The 14,709-nt window shown below is 73.2% G+C and carries 9 protein-coding genes; 3 read left to right on the forward strand and 6 right to left on the reverse strand.

The window, feature by feature from the left end:
• Both R2B38_RS18615 and R2B38_RS18620 read right to left on the reverse strand, forming a co-directional pair.
• Window positions 1-1,659: a SpoIIE family protein phosphatase gene (locus tag R2B38_RS18615; RefSeq protein ID WP_318017246.1), complete on the reverse strand. Its 1,659-nt coding sequence runs from the start codon at window positions 1,657-1,659 to the stop codon at window positions 1-3.
• Window positions 1,660-1,871: 212 nt separating this feature from the next.
• Entirely contained in the window at window positions 1,872-3,239 is a 1,368-nt protein-coding gene (locus R2B38_RS18620; protein ID WP_318021726.1) for an NAD(P)/FAD-dependent oxidoreductase, read from the reverse strand.
• Between the two features lie 377 nt (window positions 3,240-3,616).
• Between R2B38_RS18620 and R2B38_RS18625 the strand changes: the two genes are divergently transcribed.
• Both R2B38_RS18625 and R2B38_RS18630 read left to right on the forward strand, forming a co-directional pair.
• A complete protein-coding gene (locus tag R2B38_RS18625) occupies window positions 3,617-4,384 on the forward strand; it encodes a helix-turn-helix domain-containing protein (RefSeq protein ID WP_318017247.1) in 768 nt (255 codons plus the stop codon).
• Between the two features lie 413 nt (window positions 4,385-4,797).
• Window positions 4,798-6,738 (forward strand): sigma-70 family RNA polymerase sigma factor, encoded by a 1,941-nt coding sequence (locus tag R2B38_RS18630; protein WP_318017248.1) that lies wholly within the window; start codon window positions 4,798-4,800, stop codon window positions 6,736-6,738.
• Here the strand turns inward: R2B38_RS18630 and R2B38_RS18635 are convergent.
• Window positions 6,725-9,991: a BTAD domain-containing putative transcriptional regulator gene (locus R2B38_RS18635; RefSeq protein ID WP_318017249.1), complete on the reverse strand. Its 3,267-nt coding sequence runs from the start codon at window positions 9,989-9,991 to the stop codon at window positions 6,725-6,727. The genes R2B38_RS18630 and R2B38_RS18635 overlap by 14 nt on opposite strands.
• A gap of 223 nt (window positions 9,992-10,214) precedes the next feature.
• On the opposite strand from R2B38_RS18635, the gene R2B38_RS18640 reads away from it, so the two are divergent.
• Entirely contained in the window at window positions 10,215-13,232 is a 3,018-nt protein-coding gene (locus tag R2B38_RS18640; protein ID WP_318017250.1) for an AfsR/SARP family transcriptional regulator, read from the forward strand.
• An 85-nt stretch (window positions 13,233-13,317) separates the two neighbouring features.
• Here R2B38_RS18640 and R2B38_RS18645 read toward each other — a convergent pair whose 3' ends face one another.
• The 3 genes from R2B38_RS18645 to R2B38_RS18655 are packed head-to-tail and all read right to left on the reverse strand — an operon-like array spanning window position 13,318 to window position 14,709.
• Window positions 13,318-13,473: a hypothetical protein gene (locus R2B38_RS18645; RefSeq protein ID WP_158713467.1), complete on the reverse strand. Its 156-nt coding sequence runs from the start codon at window positions 13,471-13,473 to the stop codon at window positions 13,318-13,320.
• A gap of 40 nt (window positions 13,474-13,513) precedes the next feature.
• The gene (locus tag R2B38_RS18650; RefSeq protein ID WP_318017251.1) at window positions 13,514-14,497 is read right to left on the reverse strand and encodes a phosphoribosylglycinamide synthetase; all 984 of its coding nucleotides are present in this window, start codon (window positions 14,495-14,497) and stop codon (window positions 13,514-13,516) included.
• On the reverse strand, window positions 14,494-14,709 hold the full coding sequence (locus R2B38_RS18655) for a 4-oxalocrotonate tautomerase family protein (protein ID WP_318017252.1): 216 nt from the start codon (window positions 14,707-14,709) through the stop codon (window positions 14,494-14,496). The genes R2B38_RS18650 and R2B38_RS18655 overlap by 4 nt, the downstream gene beginning before the upstream one ends.

Raw genomic sequence — 14,709 nt, forward strand, 5'->3', positions numbered from 1 at the left:
TCATACCGGGGGCGTCTTGGGGAGTACGAACTCGCACCACACCGCCTTGCCTCCGCCCGGAGTGCGGCGGGAGCCCCAGTTCGAGGCGATCGTCGCGACGATGGCGATGCCTCTGCCCGACTCGTCGGCCGGTTCGGCGCGGCGGCGGCGTGGCAAGTGGTCGTCGCCGTCCGTCACTTCGACGATGAGGCGGCGGTCCGTGCGGCGCAGGCGTAGGCGCATGGGTGGGGTGCCGTGCTGGAGGCTGTTGGCGACCAGCTCGCTGGCCGCCAGGACGCCCAGGTCGTGGAGTTCGGTGGGGAAGCGCCAGCTGGTGAGGACTCCGGAGGCGAAGGCACGCGCGCGTGGGGCCGCTTCGACTCCGCCGAGCAGTTCCAGGGCCGCGTTGCGGAAGAGGTCGCCGGCCGGGCCGGTGCGGGCCGGGTGCTGGAGGACCAGGACGGCTACGTCGTCGTCGTGGTCGGCGGTGACGCCGAGCGAGCGGACCAGGCGGTCGCAGACGACCTGGGGGGTGCCGGTGGCGCCGGCCAGGGCGCGCTCCAGGGAGGCGATTCCCTCGTCCAGGTCCTCGTCCCGGCGCTCCACCAGGCCGTCCGTGTAGAGGACCGCCGTAGAGCCGGGGCTGAGGGGGATCGAGCCCGAGGAGTGGATCCAGCCGCCGGTGCCCAGTGGGGGGCCGGTGGGTTCGTCGGCGCGCTGGACCGCGCCCGTCTCGTCGCGGACGAGGATCGGGAGGTGGCCTGCGGAGGCGTAGACCAGGCGGCCCTCGTTCGGGTCGAAGATGGCGTACACGCAGGTGGCGATCTGGTTGGCGTCGATCTCCGTGGCGAGGCCGTCCAGGAGCTGGAGGACCTCGTGCGGGGGCAGGTCGAGGCGGGCGTACGCTCTTACCGCGGTGCGGAGTTGGCCCATGACCGCTGCTGCCCGGACGCCTCGGCCCATGACGTCGCCGATGACCAGGGCGGTGCGGCCGCCGCCGAGGGTGATCACGTCGTACCAGTCGCCGCCGACCGCCGCCTCGGTGCCGCCGGGTTGGTAGGTGGCGGCGATGCGCAGGTCGTCGGGTTCTTCGAGTTCCTGGGGGAGCAGGGAGCGCTGGAGCGTCACGGCTGTTTCGCGCTGGCGGCGTTCGCTCGCGCGGAGGCGTTCGGCGGCCTCGGCGTGGTCGGTGACGTCGGTGGCGAAGATCAGGACGCCGCCCTCGGCGGAGTCGGCGCTCTCGGCGACCGGGGTGCACGTGAACGTGTACGAGCGGCCGCCGGGTGCCTTGCGGGACTTGAGGGTGCGGGGCTTGCCGCTGCGCAGGACCTGGTCGAGGAGCGGGAGCAGGCCCAGCTCGTCCAGCTCGGGGAGGGCCTCGCGGGCCGGTGCGCCGAGGGGGCGGGTGCCGAAGGCGGCCACGTAGGCGTCGTTGACGTACGCGATGCGCTGGTCGGGGCCGTGAACGAGGGCGACGAGGGCCGGGACGCGGTCGAGGACCTCGCGGACGGGGAGGTCCTCGACGGCGGGGACCGGCGGCGGCTCGTCGGTGAGCTGCTCGGCGCGGGCCGCGGGTACGGAGCCTTCTCCCCGCCGGTCCGGGGTGACCGTGTGGTCGGTCCGCGCGGCGGCGCGGCGCTGCGTTCCGGGGAGCCGGGCGCTCCAGCGCGTGAAGTTCACGAATCCTTGCCTCGTGTAGGTGTTGTCGGCCCGCTCCGGACCCTGCCGGGGGTCCGGGGGTTGGCCCCCGGGGGATGCAGCACAGTGGGGAAAGCCTCTTGGGTGGGAAGGGCGGGCGTGGGCCCGCGAAGTCGTGGACCAGTCTGGCAGTGTGACCGACCGGGCCGACATTCGTCAGACGCCTCGGCGGCCGGTGGAGTTCCTCGGTCCGGTCAGTTCGAACCCTTCGGGTCGTGTGGAGGCTTTCCACCGGCCGCGAGTTCGAACTCCGCTCGGGGATGTTCGAGTGAACCGAGAGAAACGATCTCCCTCTTGAAGAGCCCCGCCAGGGTCCATTCGGCGAGCACACGGGCCTTGCGGTTGAAGGTGGGCACCCTGCTCAGGTGGTAGACGCGGTGCATGAACCAGGCAGGGTAGCCCTTCAGCTTCCGTCCGTAGACCTGCGCGACACCCTTGTGCAGTCCCAGGGAGGCGACCGAGCCGACGTACTTGTGGGCGTACGTCTCAAGGGGCTCCGCGCGCAGGGAGTGCGCGATGTTGTCGCCGAGGATCTTGGCCTGGCGTACGGCGTGTTGGGCGTTGGGGGCGGTGGTGGTGCCGGGTTCCGCGGCCGTCACGTCGGGGACGGCGGCCGCGTCTCCCGCTGCCCACGCGTGCGTGGCGCCGTCGATCGTCAGCTCCGGGGTGCACTTGAGGCGGCCGCGCGCGTCGAGCGGGAGGTCGGTGGCGGCGAGGACCGGGTGGGGTTTCACGCCGGCCGTCCACACGAGGGTGCGGGTCGGGAAGCGCTGGCCGTCGCTGAGGACGGCGACGCGGTCGACGCAGGATTCGAGGCGGGTCTCCAGGAGGACCTGGATGTTGCGGCGGCGCAGCTGGGTGATCGTGTAGGTGCCCATCTCCTCGCCGACCTCCGGGAGGACGCGGTTCGAGGCTTCCACGAGGATCCACTTCAGGTCGTCGGCGTCGACGTTGTGGTAGTAGCGCACGGCGTAGCGGGCCATGTCCTCCAGCTCGGCGAGTGCCTCGACGCCGGCGTAACCGCCTCCTACGAAGACGAAGGTCAGCGCCGCGTCGCGGATCGCGGGGTCGCGCGTGGAGGAGGCGATGTCCATCTGTTCGATGACGTGGTTGCGCAGGCCGATGGCCTCCTCGACGGTCTTGAAGCCGACGCCGTGCTCGGCGAGACCGGGGATCGGGAGGGTGCGCGAGATGGAGCCGGGGGCCAGGACGAGTTCGTCGTACGCCAACTCCTCGGTGCCCGTGCCCTCTTCCTCGGTGGCGAGGGTGCTGAGGGTCGCGGTGCGCTTGCCGTGGTCGATGGCGGTGGCCTCGCCGATGACGACCCGGCACCGGTCGAGGACGCGGCGCAGCGGGACGACGACATGGCGGGGGGAGATCAAACCGGCGGCGGCTTCGGGGAGAAACGGCTGATACGTCATGTAAGGGTCGGGACTGACTACCGTGATCTCGACCTGCCCGCGCTTGATTTCACGTTTCAACTTCTTCTGAAGGCGCAGGGCTGTGTACATCCCGACGTAGCCGCCACCGACAACGAGAATGCGCGCGCGTTCCTTCACCATCCCATGACGCACCCGGCGCTGGAGTTTGTCCACAGCCTCGACAAATTGTGTGACCGGCGGCGGAGGGCGAGCGCGGGCGCCGGAATTGCCGTCGCGAAGGGCAGGTCCGCAGGTCAGTGGGGGTGATCGGGGTGGTGCCCCCGGGTGCAATCGGGACGTATGCGACCCGTACTCCGATCGGGGGGCGCTCCGTGCGGAACCTGCCCCTTCTGAATTGACCCCCTCTCAACTATGTTCGTGTGTCGACGGGGTGAAGGGGGATGTGCTCAGCGAGTCCGCGAAGAGCGGGGCTCGCGAACCGGGCTTGTCTCACGATGCTCCGGCTGCCGATGGCGGGGAGTCTCCGGGGGGAGACGTCATTAACCGGGGGAACGTGTATGCATATTCAGGATTCTCATTGGACATCCGCGTCAGCCGTCGCATCCGGCGGCGCGGTCGGAGCGGCTGCGAACGGACGCGGGGACTCCTCGCGGACTACGCCGCTGCGGGTGGACGCACAGCGCAATCTGGAGCACGTGCTGCGGGCGGCGCGTGAGGTCTTCGGCGAGCTGGGCTACGGCGCGCCGATGGAGGACGTGGCGCGGCGCGCGCGGGTCGGTGTCGGCACCGTGTACCGGCGCTTCCCCAGCAAGGACGTCCTGGTGCGGCGGATAGCCGAGGAGGAGACCTCCCGGCTGACCGACCAGGCCCGTTCGGCGCTCGGGCAGGAGGACGAGCCGTGGTCGGCGCTGTCGCGCTTCCTGCGGACGTCGGTGGCGTCGGGTGCGGGGCGGCTGCTGCCGCCTCAGGTGCTGCGGGTCGGCGTCGCCGATGAGGGTGAGGGTGCCCTGCTGGACGAGGCGCGGGTGCCGCAGCAGCGGACGCAGCCGGGGGCGGGTGAACTGCGGCTGGTTCCGGAGGAGTCGGCGGGGTCTCTGGGTTCCGCGGAGTACGACGCCGGGGCGACCACACTGCTGGAGGTTGTGGGGCAGCTGGTCGATCGGGCGCGGGCGGCTGGGCAGTTGCGGGCGGATGTCTCCGTGTCTGATGTGCTGCTGGTGATTGCTACGGCGGCGCCCTCGTTGCCGGACGCCGCGCAGCAGGCGGCGGCGTCTGCGCGGTTGCTGGACATCCTGTTGGAGGGGTTGCGGTCTCGGCCGGTGTGAGGACGGACGGTGCGGGTGTTTCTGGGGGCTGCGCCCCCAGACCCCCATCGGCCCTGAAGAGGCCTCGTCCTCAAACGCCGGACGGGCTGGATTTCGCCGGCCGCGTTCGCAGAGTGCCCCGTCCCCCGGTGACTCGAATAGGTGACTGTGGGGCGTGGGTACCGCGCTGCCCGCGCCCCTCGCGACCCCCGGGGACGTTCCGGGCATTTCGGCCACCATCGCCAACTCCCGTTCCGGGCACGACAGTTGAGTGTTCCCCGGAAGGGTGAACGCTAGTACTGCGGTGCGGGAAGTCCCCACGGATGAGTGGATGGTCCCTGCGACGGGGTCCTGAACAAAAGCCAATATGGCTACGCTGACCCGGTGTTCGGGACTGGTTGGACTGGCTTGGCAGGCGGCGGGGGCTTTCCGCGATGAGCGTTGACGGGCGGGACGAGTCACTGGGTGACGGTGACCCGGAGGCCGGTGGGCTGACCTCACCACAGGTGCCGAGTCAGGGTGGGCCGAGTGGTGTCCCCCAGGGTGGTGTCTCCCAGGGTGGCGATCCCGGTGAGGGCAGTGTCCCGCCGCAGCGCGAGGGCAGTGTGCTGCCGCCGCCGTTGCCGCCGCGGGAGATGCCGGCGGCCGACGCCTCGCTGATCGAGCGGATGCGTGCCGGTGACGACACGGCGTACGAGGAGCTGTACCGGCGCCACGCGGACGCCGTGCGCCGGTATGCCCGGACCTGTTGCCGGGACGGGCACACCGCCGACGATCTCACCGCCGAGGTCTTCGCCCGCATGTTGCAGGCGGTGCGCGGCGGTTCGGGGCCCGAGCACGCCGTACGCGCCTATCTGCTGACCTCCGTCCGGCGCGTCGCCGCGAGCTGGACGAAGTCGGCGAAGCGGGAGCAACTCGTCGACGACTTCGCGGTGTTCGCCGCGCAGTCCGCGCGGGTGTCGGAAGTGTCCGATGACGACACGATCGACCTGGGTGCCGATGTCCGGGCCATGCACGTGGCCGAGCAGTCGATGGCGATGCAGGCCTTCCGGTCGTTGCCCGAGCGGTGGCAGGCCGTGCTGTGGCACACCGAGGTCGAGGACGAGTCGCCGAGCGAGGTCGCCACGCTGTTCGGGCTCGACGCCAACGGCACGCGCGTGCTGGCCAGCCGGGCCCGCGAGGGGCTCAAGCAGGCCTATCTCCAGGCCCATGTCAGCGCCACCCTCACCGACGACGAGGAGTGCGCGCGCTACGCCGACCAGCTCGGCACCTACGCCCGCCGCCGGCTGCGCACGCGTGCCGAACGGGGGCTGCGCAAGCACCTGGAGGAGTGCGCCAAGTGCCGGCTCGCCGCGCTGCAGATCGAGGAGGTCGCCAGCGGTATCCCGGCGGTCGTCCCGGTCGCGGTCATCGGCTGGTTCGGGGCCGCCGGGTACGCGAAGGCGGTCGCGCTCATCGCCGGTGGTGCGAGCGCGGGTGCGGCCGGTGCCGCGGGTGCCGCCGCCGCTGCGGGCGGGAGTTCGTCCGGGAGTGCCGGTGCCGGGGGCGCGGCCGCCTCCGAGGGGCTCGGCGCCCCGGTGAAGGCGGGTATCGCGGCCGGTGTGGTCGCCACGGCGGCAGCGGCGGCGATCGCCCTCGCGCTGGCCGGCAGCACCCACACCCCCGCGAAGAAGCCCGAGGCGAAACCGGCGCCCTCGTCCTCGCCCATCGTGAAGCCCGAGTCGACGCCCCCGACGCCCCCGAAGAAGCAACCCGCCCCGGAACCAGCGGTGCTGAAGCCCCGGCCGACACCCACACCCACGCCGACCCCGACCCCGTCACCCACACCCCGGGCGAAGCCCACACCCACCCCGAAGTCCACCCCGACTCCGAGGCCGACCCCCAAGCCCACCCCGACGCCCACGCCCACTCCCACCCCGACCCCGACGCCCCCACCCGCGCCGACGATCTTCCAGGTCAGCGAGCTCTCGTACAACGTCAACGGCGACGGCACCGCGCCGGAGATCCAGCTCGGCCGGAGCAGCTGGGTGTGGCAGCGCTACGGCGTCTCGATCGGCGGCACGCGGTACGCGCACGGGGCCACCGTGCACGGCCGGTCCTCGGTCACGATCGATCTCAACCGGCAGTGCGTCTCCTACGACGCGAAGGTCGGCGTCGACGACATGATGCTGGGGATCGGCAAGGTGTACTTCGCGGTGTACGCCGACGGGGTGCGGCTGTGGCGGTCCGGGGAGATCGACGGCGGGGATCCCGCGGTGCCGGTGCATGTGGACATCGCCGGGCGCAGGACCGTACGGCTCGTGGTCGAACCGCACGGCTCCTTCGACGACCTGGCGCTGGCGGACTGGGCGGAGTCCAAGTTCACGTGCGCGTAGGGCGCGGTGTCGGGAGCGGTGCCGTGGCGGGCAGTTCGGCCAGGGCCTCGTCCAGGGTGAGGGTCTCGCCGCGGGCGCGTTCGGCGGCGTAGCGCTCGCGGCCCAGGGCGGTGCGGGCCGCGGTCTCGGTGCGTTCGACGTGGGCGCGCTCCGGCATGGGGCGCGGGTGGCCGCCGCGCCAGTGGTCGCCCGCGGCCAACAGGCGTACCGCGCGCGGGAGTTCGCCGAGGTCGGCACAGAGCAGGGCCGTCTGGTCCACCAGCATCGCGATCACCGCGTCGGCGCAGCGCTCCTCGACGGCCTCGCGCAGGGTGGCGGTCATCAGCTCCAGTCCGCGCGCCGGGCCGGACTCGGCGGCGGTGACCAGGGCGGCGACCGCGTTCAGAGCGGCCCTGAACTGCGGTGGGGGCGTGCCCTTCTCGCTCTCCGTCCGAGCCAGGTCGCCCAACTCCCGCGCGCGGGCGATCTGTCCGTCCTCCAGGGCGATGTGCGCGCGCAGCATCAGGACGAACGCGCGGGCGTCCGCCACGCCGTGCCGGTCGGCCTCCTCGGTCGCCCGGTCCAGGCCGGCCATCGCACTGTCGCGGTCGCCCGCGCGGAAGGCGAGTTCGGCGAGGCGGGCGATGAGGAACGGGGTCTCGGTGTGGGCGCCGACCTCGTAGGCGAGCTCCAGCGCCTCCTCGTAGGCCGTCCGTGCCTCCTCGAAGCGGCCGCGGACCATGGCGGCCTCGCCGACCGCGCTGGACACCTGGGCGCGCACCCAGCGGTCGCCGACGCGGCGGCAGAGCACCTTCAGCGCCTTCAGGTCCTCGTCGATGCCCGTCATGCCGCCCGGCGAGTCGACGAGGAGGTGGGTGCGGAACATCAGCATGACCGCGTTCTCCCAGTCGCCGCCGTGGGCGCGGACGTTGACGACCGACGCCTCCATGGCGGGCCGGATCTCCATCGACTCGGTGAGGAAGTAGGCGGTGAGCGGCCAGATGAGCCCCGGCATACGGGCCGACCGCGGGCCGCCGGCGGCGAAGTAGCCCTGGATCAGCTGCATGTACTGCCGCATCCGCTCGTCCGCCAGGCCGTCGTCCGTCCGGCCCAGGAGCTCGGACTCGGCCCTGAGGAAGAGGTTCAGCAGCCGGAGGTCCATCCGCGGTGCGTGCAGGGGGTGTCGGGCGTCCGCCTCCGGGTCGGCGACGTAGGCCTCGTACGGGTCCTGGGCGGAACCCTCCGGCACGGCCAGGTCGAGGACGCGGATGATCCATTCGGCGCCCTCGGAGCGGTAGTTGCGCAGCCACCAGAACCAGCCGAGGGCGAGGGCCAGGGCGCCCGCCTCCGCCTCGTCGCGCGCGGCGAGGGAGCGGGCGAGGGCGGCCCGGATGTTGTCCAGCTCGGTCTCCAGGCGGGCTATCCACGGGAGTTGGTCGCCCGAGCGCAGGAGCGGCTCGGCCTCCTCGGCGAGGGCGCGGACCCAGGCGCGGTGCCCGCGCTCGGCGGCGGTGCGCAGGCCGGGGGTCTCGGCGGCGCGCTCCACGGCGTACTCGTGGATGGTCTCCAGCATGCGGTAGCGCATGCCGCCGTCCGTGTCGCCCGGGGTGGCCACGATCAGGGACTTGTCGACCAGGGAGCCGATGAGGTGGGCAGCGGGGCCGGTGCACACGGCCTCGGCCGCCGCGAGGTCCCAGCCGCCGGCGAACACGGAGACCTCGCGCAGCACCGTCCGCTCCGCCTCGTCGAGCAGCTCCCAGGACCAGTCGACGACGGCCCGCAGGGTCTGCTGGCGGGGCAGGACCGTGCGGCTGCCTGAGGTGAGGAGGCGGAAGCGGTCGTCGAGGCGGTCGGCGATCTGGCGCGGGGTGAGCAACCGGAGCCGGGCGGCGGCCAGTTCGATGGCCAGGGGCAGGCCGTCGAGGCGGCGGCAGATCTCCGCGACCGCCTCGGTGTCCTGGAGCACGGTCTCCGCGTCGGGGAGGACGGCGGCGGCGCGCTCGGTGAAGAGGCGGTGGGCCTGGTCGGGGACGAGGGGTTCGACCGGGCGCACGGACTCGCCGGGGACGCCCAGGGGTTCACGGCTGGTGGCGAGGATCGTGAGCCCCGGGCAGCGGGTCAGGAGGGTCTCGGCGAGGTCGGCCACGGCGCCGATGACATGTTCGCAGTTGTCAAGGATCAGGAGTCGGCCGCGCGAGGCGCAGTACTCCACCAGCAGGGCGACCGGGTCGTCCTGCGTGGTCATCAACTCGGTGGTCAGCAGGGCGGTCTCGCGCAGACCGAGGGCACTGACCACCGCGCCCGGCACCGCCTCCGGCCGGTCGAGCCGGGCCAGCTCGACGAGCCACGCCTGCGGGAGCCCGGCGGCCGCCTCCTCGGCGAGACGGGTCTTTCCGGAGCCGCCCGGTCCGGTGAGGGTGACGAGGCGGGCCCTGTGCATATCGGAACGGATGGCGGCGATCTCGGGTTCCCGGCCCACAAAAGAGGTAAGCCGTGGACGCAGGTTGCCGTCGCGTTCGGGACGCCCAGGGGCCGGGGGCGTCGTACGCGCGGGTGCCGTCGACGTGAGCAACTCCCCGTGCAGCGCCCGGAGTTCGGGTCCCGGGTCGGTGCCGAGCCCGTCGGCGAGCGCGCGCCGGGCCGCCTCGTACGCGGCGAGGGCGTCGGCCCCGCGGCCCGCGTCGCGCAGGGCGCGGATGAGGAGGGCGTGCAGGGGTTCGTCGTAGGGATGCGCGGTGGTCAGTTCCCGCAGTTCCGGTACGACGTCGGCGGCGCGGCCGAGCAGCAGGTCGGCCTCGGCACGCGCGCGGGTGGCCTCCTGGCGCAGCGCGTCGGGGCGGGCGGCGGCGGAACGGTCGGGGAGGTCGGCGAGCGCGGGGCCGCGCCACAGGGCGAGCGCCTCGGCGAGGTCGCGGGCGGCGGTGGTCGCGTCGCCCCGGTCGAGGGCGGCCGTACCCCTGCGGGTGAGGTGTTCGAAGACGAACAGGTCGACGTCGTCGCGGGTCGCCGTGAGGCGGTAGCCGCCGGGGTCGGAAACGATCGCTTCTTTACCGAGGGTGCGGCGGAGGCGGCCGACCAGGGCCTGGAGGGCGGCCGGGGCGTCCTGCGGCGGGTCGTCCGCCCACACCTCGTCGATCAGGGTGGCGAAGGGGATGTTCCGGCCCGGGTGCAGGGCGAGCGCCGCGAGCAGGGCGCGCAGCCGCGCACCGCCGAGGGGTACGCCGGTGCCCTGTTCGTCGTCCGCCCGGGTGCTGCCCAGGATTCTGTACCGCACCGGACCATTGTCGCCGGGCGGGCGGGGCGGGGGCACGGGGTTTCGCGGCGGGGCGGTTGATGGGGTGGTTTGGGGTGTGCTGCCCATCACCTCCCGGATCGGTGCAACGACTGTGTGTGAACAGTTAATGTCCGTATACAGCCAAAGCCTCCACAGGGGCCTAGGCTGCGCAGCCGAAGCCCCTACCTGGGCTTCGGCACGTTTCATGGGGTCAGGGGACGCGTTGACCGGAGCAGCACCGCAGGCTGTGCACTTCAACATCCTGGGCGCGCTGGAGATCTGGGCCGACCAGCAGCGGCTGCGGCTCGGCGGGCCGATCCAGGAACGGGTCCTCGTCACCCTGCTGCTGGAGCCCGGACGTGTCGTGCCGGTAACGCGACTCGTCGAGGCCGCGTGGAACGAGGGGCCGCCCGCGACCGCCGTCCACCAGATCCGCAAGGCCGTCGCCGACCTGCGCCGCCGGATACCCGGCGGGGCCGGACTGCTGGTCACCGACGGGCCCGGCTACCGTGCCGCCGTCGCCGACGAGCAGGTGGACCTCAGCCGCTTCACCCGGCTCACCGGCGAGGCCCGCGAGCAGGTCGCCGCCGGGGCCGCCGCGCAGGCCGCCGATCTGCTGCGCAGCGCGCTCGCACTGTGGCGCGGGCCCGTCCTGGCGGGGTCGGGGGGCACCACCCTCGCCGCCGCTGCCACCGCCCTCGACGAGCGCCGGCTGGCCGCCGCCGAGCAGCTCTTCCAGCTCCGCCTCGACCAGGGCGAGAGCCGCGAACTCGTCGTGGATCTACGCGAGTTGATCGTCGAACACCCGCTGCGCGAGACCCTGCGCGGCCAGCTGATGCTCGCCCTGTACCGCTCGGGCCGCGCCGCCGAGGCCCTGGAGGAGTACGGCCGGGTCCGCGACCTGCTCGTCGCGGAACTCGGCATCGACCCCGGCCCCCGGCTGACCAAGCTGTACGAGGCGATCCTGCGCGACAGCGACGAACTGACCGGCCCCGAACCGCAGGTGCCCGCCCCCGCCGGACCGCAGGCCCCCGCCACCGCCCCGTCGCTGTCCACGCTCCCCTACGACCTCTCGGACTTCACCGGCCGCGAGGAGGAGCTGCGCACCCTGCTGCGGCACGCCGCCGAGCCCTGTGACGGGACGCGGATCGTCGCCGTCGACGGCATGGGCGGCAGCGGCAAGACCTCCCTCGCGGTGCGGGCCGCCCACCAGCTCGCCGAGCAGTACCCGGACGGGCGGCTCTGCTTCGACCTGCGCGGCTACTCGCCCGGCGAGGAGCCGCTGCAGCCGACCGCCGTGCTCGGCGCGCTGCTGCGCACCCTCGGCGTCCCCGACCAGCGCGTCCCCGAGGACGAGGGCGGCCGGGCGGCCCTGTGGCGGGCCACCCTCGCGGGCCGGCGGGTGCTGCTCCTGCTGGACAACGCCAGTGACTCCAGCCAGGTCCGGCCGCTGCTCCCGGCCTCGCCCGGCTGCCTGGTCCTGGTCACCAGCCGGGCGAGGCTGATGGACCTGGACGGCGCCGAGTGGATCTCGCTCGGGGTGATGCCGCCCGAGGAGAGCCTGACGCTGCTCGCGGAGACACTCGGCGAGCGGCGGACCTCGGCGGAGCCGGAGGCCGTGGCCGAACTGGCCGAACTCTGCGGCCACCTGCCGCTCGCCCTGCGGATCGCGAGCGCCCGGCTGCGCAACCGCCAGCGCTGGACCGTGCAGTACCTGGTCGACCGGCTCTGCGACGAGACGCGGCGGCTGGGCGAGCTGAGTTCCGGCGAGCGCAGTGTCGCGGCGACCATCCAGCTGTCGTACCAGGCGATGGAGGAGGAACACCGCCGGGCCTTCCGGCTGCTCGGGCTGCATCCGGGGACCGAGGTCGACGTGCACTCCGGCGCCGCGCTGCTCGGCACGGACCGGCGGACCGCCGAGGACATCCTGGAGCGGCTGCTCGACGTGCATCTGGTGCAGCAGCACACGCTCGGGCAGTACACACTGCACGACCTGGTGCGCAGCTTCGCGCAGAGTCTGCGCACCGACGCCGCCCGGGCCACCGACCACGCCGCGCTGGAGCGGGTCCTCGACTACTACGTGGCCGCCTCCGAGCAGGCGTGCGCGGTGCTGTTCCCGCGCCGGGCCCGGCATGCCACACCGGCGCCCGCGGACGTGGCCGAACTGCCGCCGCTGCACGGGGTGGAGCAGGCGCGCGGCTGGTTCGACCAGGAGCACTCCGCGCTGCTGTCCGCGGTGACGGTGGCCCATGAGCAGGGCCTCGACGTGCAGACCGGGCAGCTCGCCCGCAACGCCATGTTCTATCTGAACCTGCGCGGCGCCTTCGACGCGTACGAGAACGTGGCCGTCCTCGCGGTGGCCTCGGCCCGCCGGCTCGGCGACCCCTCCGCCCTGCGCGCCGGCCTGTCGAACCTGACGTCCTCGCACTGGAAGCTCGGCAGGTTCCGCGACGGCCTCGCCTCGGCCGAGGAGGCCCTGCGGATCGCGCGGTCGGCCGGTGACCTGCACGGACAGGCCGTCAGCCTCGACCAGTTGGGGCTGCTGCACAGTTGCCTCGGCCATCTGAAGGAGGGCCGGGACAGTCTCGTCCGCAGCATCGAGCTGCACGAGAACGCCCTGCGCAAGGAGATGGCCCTGTGCAACCTCAGTACCGTCTGCGCCTGGCTCGGCCACTACGAGGAGGCGGCGGCCGCCGCCGAGCGGGCCGTCGAGCTGCGCCGCGCGCACGGTGAGCCGGTCAGCCAGATCCCGGCCCTGAACGACCTGGCGATCGCCCTGCTCGGCCTCGGCGAGCCCGAGCGGGCCAGGGCGTGCCTGGGCGAGGCGATGTCCGCCGGTGACGAGTCCTCGTTCCCGGAGGACCTGGCGCTCACCCTCGCGCTCGCCGCCGACGCCGAGCAGCGCCTGGGCCGCCAGCGCGCCGCGTCGGCGTACGCGGAGCAGGCCCTGGACCTGGTGCGGGAGCGCGGTACGGCGCTGCGGTGCTGTGACGTCGAGAACATCGTCGGCCGGATGCACCGGCAGCGCGGCGCGCACGCGCAGGCCCTGGAGCTGCACCGGAGCGCCGCGCGGCGGGCCGGTGCCATCGAGTACCGGGTGGAACTGGCCCGCGCCCACGACGGGATGGCGCACGCGGCCGCCGCGCTCGGCGACGGCGCGACGGCGCGCCTGCACCGCGCGCAGGCCGACGAGCTGTTCGCGTCGATGGACATGCCCGCCATGTCCGACGGTCCCGGCTGACCCTCAACTGCCCACGACCGGCCTACGGTTGTGCCCCGCACCCGGACGTACGGGCGCGGGGCACTGTCGTGCCGTAGGCGTGCCGTCAGCCTGAGATGAAGTCCGGGCCGCCGTTGTTCAGCGGGGCCGCCACCGTCGCGTCGGGGCCTCCGTTGTTCGCCGGCAGCTCCGTGGCCGTCCCCCAGCCCAGTACCAGAACCGCCGCCACGATCCCTATGAGCCCGACCGTCTTCCTGCGCATCGCTCTTCCCCCCTGTGGTGGTGATGTCGTTCGACGTCCCTCATGGTGCCGTCGAGCGATCCCGAAGCGATACCGTGCGAGTACCACTGGTCACCGGCTGTTCCTGGGCGAGGGCGCGGAACAGCCACAGATCGGGATCGAACCCCCCGCCGACGCGCGGAAGTCGCGGTTCACGGCAGACGAGGGACGCCTCGGCGGCGACCACGCGGGCGCCCCGCTCGGTGAGCACCAGCCGGATGTACGCGGGCCCGGAGCGGTAGTCGGCCAGGTCGAGCAACGCCCGCGCCGCCGCCCGCAGTTCGGACCGCACCTGGGTGTCCAGCGGCGCCGGGTACAGCTCGGTCACGGGCCCGCCGGCGGGGTGCCTGGCCGTGAGGGCGAGGACGTGGTGGGCGCCGTCGACCGTCAGGGTGTGCACCCCGAAGACGGGCCCGGCGAGATACTCCTCCAGCAGATAGGGCCCCGGCGCCGCGTCCGCCTGCCGACGGGCCGTCCAGGCCGCCAGGTCTCCCGGGCAGCTGATCCGGGTGACATGGTGACCGCCCGCCGCGTCGGTCCGCTTGACGACCAGCGGCAGCCCCAACGCCCGTACCAGAGCCGTGACTTCCCCCACCGAACGGGCCTCCCGGGCCCGCACCACCGAACGGCCGTCCTCGTTCAGCAGGCGGCGCATCGCGGTGCGGTCGCAGATCCGGCGCACGGACTGCGGGCTGGTCGCCGACGGCCCCGCCGCGTCGGCGGCGGCGAACGCGGCGGCTCTACGGCGCCGGTCGCCCAGGTGCAGCACCTGGGCGATGCCGTGCCGGCGGGCGGTCCTGCCCAGCAGGGCGGCGAGGGCCACCGGATCGCCGGTGTCGGTCAGCAGCAGTGCCTGCGAGAGCCGTTCGGTCTCGGCGAGGCAGTGCGGTGCGCACAGCGCCGGGTCCTGCACCGACCAGACCCGGAACCCGGCGGCCACGGCCCTGACCACGGAGGTGTGACAGGGCTGGACGAGGAGCAGCCGCCGGTCGGCTCCGCACCTCACGTGTCGGCCGACGACCGGTCCGGTCCGACGAGTTCGTCGGCGAGGATGCCGCCGCTGCCCCAGTGGTCGTGCGCCACGTCCCGGACGAGGACGGTCACGGCCTCCTTGGGACAGCCCGCGACGCGGGAGGCGGTGGCGGTCAGTTCGGCCACGAGTTCGGCGCGGGCGGCACGGTCGTTGCCCTGCCACCAGTCGACGGTGATCACCGGCAT

Origin of the sequence: Streptomyces sp. N50 (genome assembly GCF_033335955.1) — a bacterium.
Lineage (GTDB): Bacteria > Actinomycetota > Actinomycetes > Streptomycetales > Streptomycetaceae > Streptomyces.